The organism is Acetobacter sp. AAB5, from assembly GCF_050106715.1.
GTDB lineage: Bacteria > Pseudomonadota > Alphaproteobacteria > Acetobacterales > Acetobacteraceae > Acetobacter > Acetobacter oryzifermentans.
On the sequence record NZ_JBNIEW010000019.1, the window covers coordinates 1 to 15,971 of the forward strand.

The following is a 15,971-nucleotide window of genomic DNA, read 5'->3' on the forward strand; positions in this document are numbered from 1 at the left end:
TGCGCCTGAACGGCCGCCATATGGCTTCAGCGACAGCTATTGCTGCCTTGCCTGTCCGGCGTATGGATGGGCAGGGGAATGTCATGCTTTCACAAGTGGCGCATGTGCATGCAGTTGACGGTACACCACGTATCAGTCGTGCTGGTGTGCGCCGCCGCATGGTTGTGCAGGCGAATGTGCGAGGGCGGGATCTTGCGTCCTTTGTTGCCGAAGCGCAGCAGCGTGTGGCGCATGATGTGCATTTGCCATCGGGTTATACCATGCAATGGGATGGGCAGTTTCGTAACCTACGCTCAGCCGTGCAACGTCTGGAAATTGTTCTGCCGATTGCCCTTGGTCTGATATTTGCATTGTTGGTTGTAACCTTTGGCGCAATCAGGCCCGCACTCTTGGTTTTTATCAATCTGCCTGTGGCTGCAACCGGTGGCATTATTATGCTGACATTACGTGGAATGCCCTTCAGTATTTCAGCAGGTATTGGATTTATTGCCCTGTTTGGGGTGGCTATTCTGAATGGCGTTGTGCTGGTGAGCGAAATAGCCGCATTGCGCGCGCGAGGGATGGCCGTGGCGCAGGCGGCTTTTGTGGGCGCAAAAGTCCGCTTCAGACCGGTTATGGCTACGGCGTTGGTGGCCAGCTTTGGCTTCTTTCCTATGGCGTTTTCCGAAAGTGCCGGGGCGGAAGTGGAAAGGCCTTTGGCCAGTGTGGTGATTGGCGGGCTGGTGACATCCACGCTGCTCACTCTGCTGGTGCTGCCATCCCTGTATGCTCGTGTCATGCGAGAGGAGGTTCAGAACTGATGCGTATCCTCATTGTGGAAGACGAGCACGATCTTGGGGCAGCCGTGCAGGAGCGTGTGCGACAGGATGGACATGCCGTGGACTGGTTCATGACACTGGAAGATGCGCGTGCAGCCGTGGCAACTGTGGATTATGACTTCATGCTGCTGGATCTTGGGTTGCCAGATGGCAATGGGCGCGATCTGCTGCGCGAGATCCGCCGCACCTCCTTTGATACCGCCATTCTGATCACAACGGCAGAAGACCAGATCAGTGACAGGATCGCAGGTTTGTCCGATGGAGCGGATGATTACATCGTCAAACCCTATGACCTGAATGAGCTTGTGGCACGGATTGCGGCAGTCGCCCGCCGGTACGTCGCACCACGCAGGCAGACCTGCTACCAGATGGGCGAGATTGTTATTGATCGGGAAAATCGTTCCGTAACGCGTAACGAGATGGAACTTGAGTTAACAGCACGGGAATGGGCAATCATGGAATTGCTGTCTCGCAGGCCCGGACGCATTTATTCCCGCCAGCAGATTGATACAGCCCTGTATGCGTTGGATCAGGATGTTGGCAGTAATACGGTCGAGGTTTTTATTAGTCGCCTGCGTAAAAAGGTTGGCAATACGGTTATAAAAACTGTTCGTGGCCGGGGCTATTGCCTGACCGATAGAGCAGACGCATGAAAAACTGGAGCCTTGCGACCCGGATTGTCAGTGGTGTTCTGTGCGTGGTCACGCTGAGCCTTCTTGCCCTTAGTATCGCAGTTGCCGGTTTTACGCGTTACGAAATAACAGAACGTCTGGACAATTCCTTGCAGGAAGTATCCGAACGTTTGCAGGGTATCATCACCATACAGCCGCGTAAAGCCCAGTCAGACAACGTGGCATGGGTGCCCGATGTGGGGCCACGAACACTCGCGTATCAGGTTGTTGATCAATCTAGCCACGTTGTTCTGCGTTCTCAAAATGCACCGGTTGAGCCTTTTGTGCCTGATATTCATACAGGTTTTGCTAATACGCCTTTGTTTAGGGTTTATATTGCAGCACCTACGGCCACGGCTTATCGTGTTTTGGTTGGGGAACCCACGTTGCATCGGCGAGGGGCCACATGGCGCGCAACGGCTATGGCCATTTTGCCGATACTGATCTTTTTGCCTGTAATTTGGGTGTTGGTGCGTCTGATCGTGCGTCGTGCCTTGCGGCCTTTGAACCGTTTGCATGATGAAATGCAATCTCGCGGCAGTGGCAATTTAAGCCCTATTTCGTCACTTGATTTGCCGGTCGAACTGGTTTCTATCCAGCATGCCGTAAACACGCTTCTGTCCCGCCTTAAAACAGCACTTTCTACGGAACGCGCTTTTGCAGCAAGCGCAGCGCATGAATTGCGTAACCCACTTGGTGCCCTGCTTGCGCAGGTACAGATGCTGGGGCGCATGTTGCCTGAAGGATCTTCGGCTAATAAGCGGGTGGAAATTATTGCGGATCGTACCCGCAGATTGGCCCGAACGGTTGAAAAACTGCTACAATTTTCACGTGCCTCTTCTGGCGTTGCTTTTCGGCGAGATCGTTTTGATCTGCTGGCCGTATTATATGTGCTGGTTGATGATCTGGGGCATCTACCACGTGATGGCCGGAGTATTAATTTAAAAGCCAAGGGTATTAACCATATTTTTGTTTATGGAGATATGGACGCAACCGGTATTCTGTTGCGCAATCTGCTTGAAAATGCCCTCTTGCATGGCACTTCCGATATGCCAGTAAAGGTTGAGGTAAAACCTGAGGGCTGTATTGACGTTATTAATGATTGTCCTGCCTTGGCCCCGGACACATTGGCCCATCTGACAAGCCCATTTGTGCGTGGTGGCAGTTCCAGTAATGGAAGCGGCCTTGGTTTAGCAATTGCCAGTAATATTGCCAGACAGATGGATGCGCACTTGCAATTACAATCACCTCTTACTGGTTCTGCGCGGGGATTAAGTGTTTCCCTGTGTTTCCCAAACCCTGAAATCACACTACTGCCTGAAGAGATCTGATAGTAACACGTTCAGGTTTGCGTCATGTTTGCGATGTATGATGTTCTGGATGAAATGATTTCTGTTGTGATCTCTCTTTTGAGAAGAAATGTTTTTCAGAAAATGCAGGCGATTGAAATTACATCAATCAAATATGGGAAATAATATCTTGAACAGCCAGAAAGAAACGCATGCAACATCCCGTTTGGGATGGCTGCGGGCCGCTGTGTTGGGTGCGAATGATGGTATTCTGTCAACATCTAGCCTTATTATGGGTGTTGCTAGTGCACATGCTAGTCGAGAAAATATTTTGCTGGCTGGAATATCAAGCTTGGTGGCCGGAGCCATGTCTATGGCTGCAGGAGAGTATGTTTCTGTCAGTTCACAGGCAGATTCAGAAAAAGCTGATCTTGCCCGTGAAAAGCAGGAGCTTGGTAGCAGTTGGGATACCGAAGTTGGCGAACTGGCTGATATATATCGCCAGCGTGGGCTGGATGATGCTCTGGCGCGCAAGGTTGCACAGCAGCTGATGCAACATGACGCATTGGGGGCACATGCCCGTGATGAATTGGGTATTTCCGATGCAACATCTGCACGACCAATACAAGCAGCCTGTGCATCGGCTGGGGCATTTTCGTCTGGCGCAATACTTCCAGTGTTGGCTGCATTATTCTCATCTTTATCTATTGTATCATGGGTTGTGTCCGTCGTCTCACTCATAAGCTTGGCGTTACTTGGAGTTGTGGGGGCCCGTGCAGGTGGTGCTGCACCTTTGCGGCCTACCGTGCGCGTCATATTTTGGGGTATTGTTGCTATGGTGGGAACAGCTTTTGTTGGGAAAATGTTTGGTGGCCCGTAAAGAAATTATCGTTATAATATAAGTGCCCTTTTGGAAATTCAAGGATGAGCGTTTCTGCGTAACATGAGGCTTCCCATGGCGATGTGGATCATGGCCTCTGCGACGTCGATCCGCTGTTCGTAGTCCTTCACAAGGCGACGCCAGCGGATCATCCAGCCGAAGGTCCGTTTCACAACCCACCGACGCGGCAGGATTTCAAACTCTTTTGCTGTATCTGACCGCCGGATGACCTCGACTGTGAAGTCGAGAAAAGTGGCCTTATCCATCAACTGAAGGCGATCATAGGCTCCATCGGCAAACAGGTGCTTCACCCAAGGCCAGCGTTTACGAATGGCATCAAGGATCATCTGTCCTCCTGCACTGTCCGAAATATCGGCTGTTGTCAGCCGAACCAGGAGAAGCCGGCCATCCGTATCAACTGCGATGTGGCGTTTCCGACCGACGATCTTCTTGCCTGCGTCATAACCACGTGTCTTTGCATGGGGCGCCTTGATACTCTGGCTATCAATGATACCACCCGATGGACTGGCTTCGCGTTCTGCCGCTTCACGATTGTGAATTGCTCCGGGTTTTGTGGAGACGTTTTTTATCTGAACTAAGCGGCTAAAGCATGTAATTTCTGCTGAGCATAAAAGCGAGCCTCAGCTTCTGCTGGCGGGATGTTTCCAATGGATGAAAGAATGCGGCGATTATTGAACCAGTCCACCCATTTGAGCGTGGCCAGTTCAACAGCTTCTCTGTTTTTCCATGGCCCCTGCTGATAGATGAGTTTGGTTTTGTAGAGACCATTTATGGTCTCGGCCAAGGTGTTATCATAGGAATCCCCAACATTTCCGACAGAGGCAACGAGGCCTGCTTCAGCCAGTCTTTGCGTGTAGCGAGTGGACACATACTGACAGCCCCTGTCGGAATGATGGGTCACTTTCCTCTCGGGCTGTCTCTGGCACAGGGCCTGCTCCAGGGCATCCAGTACGAAGTCGGTATGGGCAGTTGATGAAACACGTCATCCCACAATCACGCGGGTGAATACATCAATGATGAAAGCGACATATACAAAGCCCTGCCATGTGGAAACGTAAGTGAAATCCGAAACCCAGATCCTGTGGGCAGGGGCGTTGCGGATCTGGCCGTGTGGTTCTGACCCCCTTGCCACGAATGACACCTTTCAGTCCCATGCTGGCGCATCAGCCGCTCTACCGTGTGCAGCGGGCGACATCGATCCTTCGCGTCTGAGCTGATACCAGACCTTACGCACTCCATAGACGCAGAAATTATCATTCCACACTCTACGAATTTCATGACACAGCTCCTTGTCTTTCTGGCTACGCACACAGGGCTTTTTCTGTCTGGCTCAATCAGCATAATAGACAGATGGCGCAATCGGCAGACCCCTGCAGATTAACCCGACACTATATGTCTGCCGTTGCTCATCAATGAAGCGCGTCATGGCCTGAAGCGGCGGTCGAGTTCTCCTTCCGCAAAATATGCCAATGCCTTCCGCAGGATCTCATTAGCCTGCCGCAGTTCGCGGTTCTCGCGTTCCAGTTGCCTGCCCGTTCAGACAGCTCACTTACCGCAGGCGCATCAGCCGCGATCATGCAGACGTGTCCATTTTGACAGTGTGTCAGGATGAATCCCCAGCTTTGGCGCTATCATCATCACTGCGGACCAGCGTGACGGATGGTTCTTCTCTTCCTCCAGAACCATGCGGGCTGCACGTTCACGAAATTCAGGCGGAAAACGCTTCGATTTGTTACTCATAAATTCTTCTTACCTCACGGGTCTTGCTGTCTCCACAAAACCCGGGTCAATTCAATTGAAGTGATGGGCATGCTGGGCTCCGACCGGATCTGCCGGACGGATGTCGAGGAAGCCTCTCTGGACCGTCTGGCGGAGAAGCAGGACTGGTTCAGCCAGCCGGACCGTCCGCTGCTGCGGGTGATCTGGCTCGACATGATGGCGCACCCGGACTGGATGGCAGCCATCTGCACAGAAGCCATCGAGGCAGCTGTCGCGCAGATGGCCTGTGGCAGAAAGAAGTTTACCGAAGTGAAAGAGAGAATGCCGGGGCGGAACTTTCGGCAAGAAAAGAGACGCTTTCTCCCCGCTTCACGCTGGCGAGCGCGTGAGTGAATAAAGGAGGTCTATCGTCCTCCAGCCTCCCAAAAGGGAGGCTGGATACCGCTCAGTCGTTTTTGTCACCATATGGCGGCAGCAGTTCAGGCTCTGGCTTGTCCTGTTCTCTGTCAGCCTCTTCTGCCTTTTCGATCCGGGTTGCACGCCACAGCAGGACGGGCGCAGCAAGAAGAAACAGAGTGCCGGAAACCGTTACAAGTCCAGAACTCGCTCAGCCACCCGGATATAGCAAAAACGGTCAAAAAACTGCTTCTCCTTCTGTTCATTACGGGCCAGAAAGCAGGCTTTGGCGTAGATAAGGCGTAGGAAATCATTGAGCAGATTATTCAGATCATGCAGACTGGTCCTGCTGATCCGCTGCATGGCTGAACATGGGCGACAGAAGCCATCGCATTCTGACCTATGGGAATAGCAGATCAGGGTAGAATAGATGCCCCGCCCACGCCCCGGCACGACTCTGCGGATCATAACCTACCAATGGCTTCGTTGATTTTAGCTATAACCTGATGGGATGTAATTAGACGTGTACACTCAAATTGACGTGGTGTATTGGCATGACGGGGGCACCAGAGAAAATCATGATGATCAAAGCGTTCACGCTCGTCATTCCAACAGGAATTACATGTATGCCAGTTGATAATCCGATAAGGCGTATGAAACTCATTGGTAGGATGAGTAAAGCCGGAGATCATCACAACAGGTGTACCCGCAGCCCATGCCAGCCACGCAAGGCCTGAACTGAGGCCGATGAAGAAATCAGCATGCCTTAGCCAGCGCGCGCGTTCTGTTAATGGTCGGTTACCTGTCTGATCCTCCGCTCCATAAGGAATATGATTCCAGACGATGCCATTGCCGTGTACAGGTTTTTGATCAATACAGATGACCCGGTAACCTTGCTCTTTGAGATAGGCAACAACCTCCATCCATCCAGTGGGATTGTTCCAGTATTTACACTGTGTGCTAGCCTGCACAGCAATACAGACATATTTTTCGGCTATCGGACGTGTTTCATCTGGTAAGGTAAGTTTGGGTGCTTCTTCTTCCGGATTGACTCCCAAAATATAGCCCGCAGTTTTATGCAGGCCAACAAAGCGAAAGTCTGTTGGTTGTTGATTGCATGCAACATCATCAAAGAACAACCCCATACAGTACATAGCATAGCTGTTACTGAAGATATCCTGTTCTCGTGCTTCTTCCGAGCTTAAAAATATTAGTTCAGGATAAGATTTTTCAAAAAGAGGAATGATAAGGTTGGACATGATGCATGTCACATGAGCCTGATGCTTGTGTGCAAATTTTGCTGCATACGGAAACCATGCCAATGTATCGCCCAAAGTTCCAACAGGAAATTGAATGACAACTTTCTGGTTCTGGCAGTCTAAAGTATGTCGAAAGACTTCCCTTACATTGCCATTGTCATGAATTTCATCAACTTCTATATGGAATTTGACATAATAGCGTTTTGCTGACTGGACCGTAGCTCCTGTATTTTCATTTTGGAATAAAATATTGCCCGTATCAAAATCACGCAGTGTAATACGCCATTTTCCTTCGAAACGTGGCGGAAGCATAATACGGGCCCCAAGATTGAAATCGAATAAAATGCCTTCTGGACCGGCCTGTAATGGAGCAGGCGGAGGAGGAATATATGCTTTATTGATAGGAGATGATTGAGCTGGTGTTTTCTCTGAAGCCGAAGAAACATCAGATGTAATTGTGTCTGTCATTGTGATCTTGAACTTATTGTAATGAATACAAGAAAGAACTCCCTCTTGTAAAACAAGAGGGAGTCTGAATGTTTAAGCTGATTGCACAGATTTTTTATGATCTATACAGTCTTGAGCGACATAAGGACCTGCAGCCCGTATTGTGAGAGAAAGCAGCCCCATATTTTTCTGTAATTGATCGCTTTCTAGTGGCAAAAACGCATTGCCATTGGTCCATGCACAATCGGTCCAGTCCGTTTCATACCAACCATCTGGTTTTTCAGATTGTAGATGGCTGGTAATCAGGTGTGTAGAGTTTGCAACGCATAAATGGATATCGGCGACAGCAACCCCCATATAACGACGATCATCTACAAACGGTCCAATAACGTCAAAAGGACGATTTGCGCGAGACATAATGCGAACAGATGTCGTGCGAGGCGGCAATAAGAAGCTGTAACGTGATCTCTGATGACGCATAGGACGAATTGATTGTCCCGATTGGGTCAACAGATACACATCAGGATCATATATCAGAGTAACTGGTTCTGATTTGGGTGCCGCCCCTTCTACACTATCTGCGCGTTGTTCAATTGCATGGAACAGTGGTTCAGAAAAAGATTGTTCTACGCAGAGAGGTACACTTGCATCTTTTTCCCAGGTTTTGGTTTTGCCTCCAAACTGAATAATTGTTCCTTTTTGACGGAAGGAGTGACGGTTGCCAGTATCCAGATAACTTTCAGTCAACACACCATCCGCCATGATGACGGAGTGTTGCTCTGTTTCGATATGATAATAGTCATAAGAGGTAATGGATTTATCGTAGAAAATTGATCGTCCATTGACCAGCATACGTGCAGGGATAAACTTTCCATCAAAGAACAGACAGTGTTCAGCAGTAATCAGCATGTCTTTATACGGAACGCCATCGGCAATGGCATCCTTGAGAATACGTACGGGCCAGCCAGCTTCATCATCTGGCAATTCAGGCTTTACTGTTGTGTGTGCATGTCCAGCCCACTTGATTTTACGGATTATCGACTGGTTATGAACGTAAACATAAATTTCCTCACCAATCTGTAGATTTTGAACAGCAATTTCTCCATGAGGCGTTGCGATCATAGAGTCTGTGAGGAAACAGACAATAACTTCAAATGCAGACCCAGATGTATTGGATACAATTGTAAAACTATCACCCTCACCATTATAATCGTTATTTGCCAATTGGACGCTAGCAACAGTTTTACCACCGCTCATGACATCAAGAGTGTTGCCAACAACAGTAACACTGTAATCACCTGTTGTGAGTTCAGGGAAAAGTAGGTAACTGCCAGATTCAAGAGAGGCATTGGTAACAGTAGTCAGACTGTTGTCAGATTCTGATCCATCAACAACCAATGTTCCGCCTGCATGAACGGTGACATTTGCTAATGATGTACCGCTTGCAACAGCGCTGCCGCCATTATCTACAATGACTTGCCCGCTACTAACTACAGTTGTATTAACCGCTATGCCGCCAGCAGAAACATAGACGTCACCTCCAGAGAGCGTTACCCCAGAAAGAACTCCGCTAGATGCAATGGCGAGACCACTTTCATAGACGTTAACACTTCCACCTGTATTGACGTGGGCGTTAATAATTGTTCCACCGGCACTGACGTTGACAATACCACCGTCATTAATGTTCCAATCTGTCGCTGATCCACCAGAAATATTGGCTGATCCACCATCGTTTATAAGAGCAGACAGTGCATTACCATCATGGACATCTAGTTCGCCACCAGATGAAACAGTGGTATTGAGCGCCGTGCCGCCTTCTACGACTTGAATGCCCCATTGATCAACCTGTGTGTTGGAGGTAGAGCCACCAGCAAGAACACTTTCAACACCATCATGATCGCGATCAGAGGTTCCTGACAAAATAGTCCCTGTTGTGCTCCCGCCTTCTGCAACATTCAGTATGGCATGGTAGCCGGATACGAGGGCTGATGTTGTGGTCGCACCAGAATTAATATCTACAGTTACACCAGACAGTACTGAAAGGCCTGTGATCTGGGCTTTGTCAGTAAGCGTTGCTGATGCACCATTTTGTAAACTGACATGCGTCAGATCACTGTCTTCAGAAATGGTTAAAGAAGCACCTGCCGTGAAAACGGCACTACCTGATCCTGTGGTATGGATATTCGTAACATTCCCACCAGCACTTACAACAACGCTACCGCCATCATTAACATGAAGTTCTACCGCACTGGCAGCTGTATTGTTGTCTCCTGAAGTGATGGAAAGTGTGCCACCATTGTCAATTTGCGTGTTGCTAATAACAGCACCGCTGACCCAAAGCTGGCCACCTTTTTCTACAGTATCTGCAAAACCAGAAGCACCTGTGCTCATGGTTTGAGAACCATAAATAATATTATTTGACGTTACACCACCATTTGCAATGAATGCTGAAGCATTAGCTTCAATGGTATTGGCAACTCCAGAACCACCTGTATAAACACTTAAAACACCAGCACTCTCAACATTAACGCCAGAAGCAATCCCACCTGCTGAGACGTAAATATCAGAATAGGTACCTGACAATGTGCCGCCAGAGATGAGACCACCTTTCGAAATAGTGGCGCGGGCACCCTCACCAAAGGTGTTATCCAGCGCCTGACCTAAAATGGTGGCGCTGGCATTATTACTTAGGACGTTATCCTGTGCACTCCCCCCAGCGGATACGATAAGGGCAGCATTACTCTGAATTGTAGCGCTAGCAGCGACCCCACCGTTTAAAACTGTGATTGTTGTATTGGTATCTTGTGCCATGCCCCCAGAGAGGAGACCACCATCCTGAATGGTAACTTGCCCTCCGTTACTAATAGTATTGGATAGAGCAATCCCTCCTGCTAAGACATTTTCGCTGCCACCATTTATGGTGAGAGATTGAACGGTTGCATTATCTGCAATTGCAACGCCACCCGAATCAATCTCAGCTGTTGCGCCTTCATTGACTACAAGATTTGTAGCACTGCCTAAGATACTTCCAGAAGATGTAACAGAAACTATGCCACCATTGTCAATTTGCGTGTTACTAATAACAGCACCGCTGACCCAAAGCTTGCCACCTTTTTCTACAGTATCTGCAAAACCAGAGGCACCTGCGCTCATGGTTTGAGAACCATAAATAATATTATTTGACGTTACACCACCATTCGCAATGAATGCTGAAGCATTAGCTTCAATGGTATTGGCAACTCCAGAACCACCTGTATAAACACTTAAAACACCAGCATTCTCAACAGTAACGCCAGAAGCAATCCCACCTGCTGAGACGTAAATATCAGAATAGGTGCCTGATAATGTGCCTCCAGATATTATGCCACTGGCATTAATAATGGCACTACCACCCCCATTAATGGTGGCATCAGACATTATGCCACCGGCATTAATAATGGCACTACCATTCCCATTAATGGTTAAAGACCGAACAGTTGCATTGTCTATAATAGCAACGCCACCCGAACCAATATCAGCGGTTGCACCTTCATCAACAACAAGATTGATGGCCGAAGCATTGGTCCAACCACCATTTAACACCGAAATGGTGCCGCCTGACTCAATCTCTGTTCCAGAGACGGTTCCACCGCTTACGAGAAGGTTGCCCCCATTTTCTACAATGTCTTGGTTGCCAGTTCCTCCTGAACTAATGATTTGGGAACCATAAATAGAATTGCTTGTAGTTGTACCCCCAGCACTTACAATAGCGGACCCATCGGCCAAAATTGTGTCAGCTAGAGCAGTACCTCCATTTTCAACAATGAGTTTTCCATTCTCACCGATTGTGACACCAGTATCTTGTCCAGCTGAGACAATTTCAAAAGAACCGGAATTGATAAGGGCGCTGCCTCCTGCCTGAACTGTTGTGTTCACAGCAGAGCCAGCACTTGTTGTCCAGCCACTACTTGCCATGGCAACATCCATGCTGCCACCAGCGTTAACAGTGGTATTGGTTACTGTCGCACCGTGAACATTTAAAGTATCGCCAGATAAGACTGTTGTACCATCTTGACTTCCGCCAAATCCTATATCTGTTGTAGTCATAAGAAATATCTTTCTTGGTTGTAAAAATAATAAGTCAGCTGTTTATCTAAATAAAACCTTTGATTTTTCTGGGAAAAATCAGAAATTGCACGAATTAAGCTGTGCCGATTTTGGATAAAATGGCTTCTTTTTCTGTCATCAGATACGGTCCTGCCGCCCGGATGATGAGGGAAAGAATGCCCATTTTGCCGTGGGTAAGGTGATCTCCCAGAGGGAGTACAGCATCACCATTTGTCCACGCGCAATCCGTCCAATCTGTGTCGTACCAGCCTTCGGGCTTTTGTGTCTGTAGGTGAGAGGTAATTTCAAAAGACCTCTTGGCACATAATAGATGCACGTCAGATACAGCTACGCCCATGCGACGTCGATCATCTACAAATGGACCAATCACATCAGAAGGACGGCTTGCACGCGAGACAATCCGAACAGACTGCGTATCAGGCGGAAGCATGAAGCTGTATTGGTGCGCCGTCTTGCGCATCGGACGCACAACGGCACCTGTATCTGTGATGAGGCGCAAATCAGGATCGTTGGTTATTTCCAATTTTTCTTCAGGCACATAGCAACCAGAAACGCTGTTTTCCCGCCATTCCAGAGCACGGAACAGAGGCTCCACAAAAGAACGCTCAACATCCAACGGGGCTCCAGCATCATCTTTCCAGCTTTTAACTGCTCCACGCAGAGTAGCAACTTTGCCTTCCTGTCGGAAAGAAGATCGGTTACCGGTATCAAGATAGCTTTCGGTCAGCATACCATCGGCTGTGATGACGGAGTGACGTTCTGTTTCCACATGATAGTAATCGTAAGATGAAATCGATTTGTCGTAGAAAATGGAAACACCGTTGACCAACATACGCACTGGTACAAACCGGTCTTTAAAGAACAGGCAATGTTCTGCCGTAATCAGCATATCTTTGTAAGGAACGCCGTCGGCAATAGCATCTTTCAGGATACGTACAGGCCAGCCTGCTTCATCATCCGCCAGACCATGACGAACGTTGACATGAGCTTTACCAACCCAGACAACAGGCCGTACAATGTCCGTATTATTCCGCCAGTCAAAAGCAACGATTGCATCACCAATACGAATGTCTTCAACTGCGACATCACCTGATGATGTGCGAATCATGCTGCCAGCCAAGAAGCAGGCACCGATATAAGTATTGCCACCAGAATAAGTAATATCAAGAGGATTTTTTGTTAAATCGGTTGAATCTACGGCGTTATTATAAACCCCCGCAGGAACGTTAGCACCATCTGCGAGTGTTACAGTATAATTGGCAATTGCATTCCCGCCAGCATCCATAAGCGTAATAGTACGCGACGTACCGGTACCAGCAATGACGTAACCTGAAATGGGTTGTGTCGTATTTTGCAGTTCAATTGTGTCTTTAGCCGGATCATACCCGGTAATTGTACTGGCAGTCAGATCTAATAAGGTTCCCCCCGCGTTGAGGATCAGCGTGCCACCACCTGTGGTGAAATTGATCGTCGAGCCATTAAGAATACTAGCCAGATTTACCCCGGATGAGTACGTCCCGCCATATCCAATATTGATGGTGCTTCCGGAAAGAGCCGAAGCAACCAGGCCGCTGGAAAATGTTAGATTTCCCCCGTACACGTCAAATGTTTGGCCGGTGACTGCACTAACAGCGAATGTAACTGTCGTTTCTCCTCCAATATAGAAAAAATTGGCGGATAACGCATTTATAAGAAAGTTAAATCCTCCCTGAGAGCCAGGAACCGACACAAAAGAGCCTCCACCAACATCAACAGGAATAAGCTCACTGGAGGTGCCGGTAAGAAAGTTAATTCCAGGCGCTGTTACTGTTGCGAGTGTATTGCCTGCGGCATCGGTAATCACAGCTGTGTTCGTTAGAAACCCAGGTGTGAGCGTGTATGTCACGGTGTCATTTGAATAGCTTTCGCTTGCCATAACCTCAGAAACCTTCCCTCAAGATAAGTTTTCAGAACTCTTGATTTGCGCAAATTCCCTGAAGGTATATTTTTTCTGACAATGTATGTTTATGTTGCTTAAACGGTATTGATTTGGTAAGTAATTTACGCGACTTTACATGACGTAATGGCAAGCATCTGCTTTTGCGCAAATCAAAATTTGTGCAAGAAACTTTTGAACGTTTCCGGATGTTTAAGCCTGAATGAAAGCAGAGATTACACGTCGTAAAGTGGGATATGCCCGTGTCAGCACAGTTGGGCAGACTCTCGAACTTCAACTAAAAACGCTCAAGGAATTTGGATGTCGCCGCATCTACCGCGAGAAGGCAAGTGGTGCGGATACTGCCCGCCCCGAACTGCGTAAATTACTTGCCAGCCTCAAGCCCGGCCAGATCGTAGTGGTTACCCGTCTAGATCGTCTGGCACGTAGTACATTTGATCTCTTCTCCATCGTAAAAACGATTACTGAGCGCAAGGCTCAGTTTTATTCGTTGGCTGAGCCTTGGACTGACACCAGCACAAGTACAGGTCGGCTTATGCTTGCAGTTCTCGGTGGCTTAGCGGATGTGGAGCGTGATCTCATCCGTACACGCACATCAGAAGGACGCGCGCGCGCCATTGAACAAGGCAAACACATGGGGCGGCCATCCCGGATTACAGAAATACAAAAGCGCGAGATCATTGATCGACGGCAGGGCGGAGAATCCCTGAAATCTATTGCCACTGCGTTTGGAATCAGTGAGAGCACGGTGTCACGGATGGCGCGTGACAAGGATAGCCATCACCATTATGGAAGAAAGGGCGGAAAGGCCAGCAAAACATAGAACGGGATTGCTGCACGATATAAACGTATGGTTTCCGATCCAAAACAATGGAAGGTTCTAAAAACCCCTATTTTGATTTTTCCAATAGTAGCAATATCAATGTGTTACGATTTTTACACAGGCGGAAAAGAGGGTTTTTAGAACCCTCCAGCTTTCGGACAGGCATCATAACCGTTTGGATATCTGACATGAGGGCGCAAGCGGACACAGCTTCGAATAAATAAGTCCTCCATTCTAGGAGGGAAGGAATTCATTGATTGCAGTAAGGGATCAGGCGTATGCAGAAAAAGTGCATCGAAACAGTATATTAATCCCGCTTTATTCCTATCTTGTGATTGTCGCAACTTGAGAAGAAATCTTATCCCCGCCACCATCTGATTATCGCGTTATTTAGCAACAAGAATTCTGGGGTATAAAGTGGGGTATTTTGTAAGGACATGTAATATAAAATATATTTGAATCAAAATACTATCTAAGAATTTTGATTGACTCTCTCTCCGCCAAAAAGACATTTTCCCACACCAAAATAATCGTTTAAATATATTCTGCTAAGTAATGCGCTTGGGTAAGATAAGCTTTCTTTAGTTTCCAGTTACAACATTCTGCTTGTGCTCAATATGAGAGCTATTGGTTTTTGTTCACCAACTTAGCCCAACAACACATAATCGAAAATACTTAATAATAGGCTGTAGAATCCAAGAAGCGGCATTTATGTAATTTTTACTGAATTACAGTATTTGTGAATGCCTTTGGTCATGAAGATTTTCTGTAGAGATTTAAAACATGCGAATACCTCGCATCAATTTGAATGTATATGTCTAGTTACGACAGAACAAACGATCAGAGATGTCGAAATGGTGTTGGTAATAATCTAAAAAATGTGCTGTATCATTTTAGTTAATGTAGAAATAACATTCATTTATATATGAAGTGTCTGACGAGGGTATATTTATGTCTGAAGATAATAATACTTCTTCAAATGTTGTTGTGACGAGCGGTGAATCGCTTACAGTAACGGATACTATTGTAGGTCTGACCGTTCAAAGTGCGGGTTCAGTTATAAATCTTGGCAACATATCCAGTGTGACCGATCAGGGGGAGGTGCAGAATCTGTCCACAATGCAAAGTGCCGTTGTGGAAGATGGTGGCCTCTTAGAGAATGCCGGGGGAAGCCTGAACAGCGTAACGGTTCAAGGTGGTGGAAATCTAGAAAATACAGCAACCATTACAAGCCTTACTATAGAAAGTAAGGGACAGGCTGAAAGTTATGCGGGGAATGTGCAGGACGTAACTGTCCAGAACGGCGCTACATATGAAACTGACGGTGGTAGTGTATCTGCTTTAACAGCAGATACAGGCGCCAATGTTCTTTTTATGGGCGGGTCAGGTTCTTCTGTTACGGTAAATTCCGGTGCATCTATCGGTGCGGTTCAGTCTGCCAGCCTCACAGACGTCACAATGACAGCAGGCGGAAGTCTGCAAGTTTCAGACGGTGCTTCTGCGACGGATATTAAGATTAGTGGGGATTCGGAAGGCACGCTTGTTGTTGGCGGTAACGGGTATGTTTCTGGGGTAAATGTTTCTGGTGCGGCGGATAACAGCGCG

The 15,971-nt window shown here is 47.8% G+C and carries 10 protein-coding genes, 3 pseudogenes and 1 other annotated feature; of the genes and pseudogenes, 7 read left to right on the forward strand and 6 right to left on the reverse strand.

Going from position 1 to position 15,971, the window contains the following annotated elements; translation table 11 throughout:
- From ACP7IZ_RS12805 to ACP7IZ_RS12820, 4 genes are all read left to right on the forward strand, one after another.
- The coding region (locus ACP7IZ_RS12805) for an efflux RND transporter permease subunit (protein ID WP_426849588.1) at window positions 1-800 on the forward strand (800 nt) is incomplete at its 5' end.
- Complete coding sequence (locus ACP7IZ_RS12810; protein ID WP_426849589.1) at window positions 800-1,471, forward strand: response regulator transcription factor; 672 nt, start codon at window positions 800-802, stop codon at window positions 1,469-1,471. The genes ACP7IZ_RS12805 and ACP7IZ_RS12810, both read left to right, overlap by 1 nt.
- Window positions 1,468-2,820, forward strand: coding sequence for a sensor histidine kinase (locus ACP7IZ_RS12815; RefSeq protein WP_426849590.1), 1,353 nt, complete (start codon window positions 1,468-1,470; stop codon window positions 2,818-2,820). The genes ACP7IZ_RS12810 and ACP7IZ_RS12815 overlap by 4 nt, the downstream gene beginning before the upstream one ends.
- A 133-nt stretch (window positions 2,821-2,953) precedes the next feature.
- Window positions 2,954-3,658 (forward strand): VIT1/CCC1 transporter family protein, encoded by a 705-nt coding sequence (locus ACP7IZ_RS12820; protein ID WP_426849591.1) that lies wholly within the window; start codon window positions 2,954-2,956, stop codon window positions 3,656-3,658.
- Window positions 3,659-3,696: 38 nt separating this feature from the next.
- Here ACP7IZ_RS12820 and ACP7IZ_RS12825 read toward each other — a convergent pair.
- Window positions 3,697-4,212 (reverse strand): annotated as a pseudogene (locus ACP7IZ_RS12825) (IS5 family transposase); the annotation flags it as partial.
- 41 nt (window positions 4,213-4,253) lie between these two features.
- Window positions 4,254-5,419 (reverse strand): annotated as a pseudogene (locus tag ACP7IZ_RS12830) (IS3 family transposase).
- Window positions 5,031-5,147 (reverse strand) — a sequence feature (AL1L pseudoknot). It overlaps the preceding pseudogene by 117 nt.
- A gap of 69 nt (window positions 5,420-5,488) precedes the next feature.
- Between ACP7IZ_RS12830 and ACP7IZ_RS12835 the strand changes: the two are divergent.
- On the forward strand, window positions 5,489-5,791 hold the full coding sequence (locus ACP7IZ_RS12835) for a hypothetical protein (protein ID WP_426849593.1): 303 nt from the start codon (window positions 5,489-5,491) through the stop codon (window positions 5,789-5,791).
- Window positions 5,792-5,986: 195 nt separating this feature from the next.
- On the opposite strand, the gene ACP7IZ_RS12840 is transcribed toward ACP7IZ_RS12835, so the two are convergent.
- The 4 genes from ACP7IZ_RS12840 to ACP7IZ_RS12855 all read right to left on the reverse strand — a co-directional run bounded on the left by ACP7IZ_RS12840 (window position 5,987) and on the right by ACP7IZ_RS12855 (window position 13,522).
- Complete coding sequence (locus tag ACP7IZ_RS12840) at window positions 5,987-6,262, reverse strand: hypothetical protein (protein WP_426849595.1); 276 nt, start codon at window positions 6,260-6,262, stop codon at window positions 5,987-5,989.
- Window positions 6,259-7,521 (reverse strand): autotransporter strand-loop-strand O-heptosyltransferase, encoded by a 1,263-nt coding sequence (locus tag ACP7IZ_RS12845; protein ID WP_426849597.1) that lies wholly within the window; start codon window positions 7,519-7,521, stop codon window positions 6,259-6,261. Before ACP7IZ_RS12845 ends, ACP7IZ_RS12840 begins: the two co-directional genes overlap by 4 nt.
- A 72-nt stretch (window positions 7,522-7,593) precedes the next feature.
- Window positions 7,594-11,586: a Hint domain-containing protein gene (locus tag ACP7IZ_RS12850; RefSeq protein ID WP_426849599.1), complete on the reverse strand. Its 3,993-nt coding sequence runs from the start codon at window positions 11,584-11,586 to the stop codon at window positions 7,594-7,596.
- Between the two features lie 94 nt (window positions 11,587-11,680).
- Window positions 11,681-13,522, reverse strand: a complete 1,842-nt coding sequence (locus ACP7IZ_RS12855; RefSeq protein ID WP_426849600.1) for a Hint domain-containing protein — start codon at window positions 13,520-13,522, stop codon at window positions 11,681-11,683.
- A gap of 223 nt (window positions 13,523-13,745) precedes the next feature.
- Between ACP7IZ_RS12855 and ACP7IZ_RS12860 the strand changes: the two genes are divergently transcribed.
- Window positions 13,746-14,366 (forward strand): recombinase family protein, encoded by a 621-nt coding sequence (locus ACP7IZ_RS12860; RefSeq protein WP_426849602.1) that lies wholly within the window; start codon window positions 13,746-13,748, stop codon window positions 14,364-14,366.
- A 951-nt stretch (window positions 14,367-15,317) separates the two neighbouring features.
- A pseudogene (locus ACP7IZ_RS12865) lies at window positions 15,318-15,971 on the forward strand (Hint domain-containing protein); the annotation flags it as partial.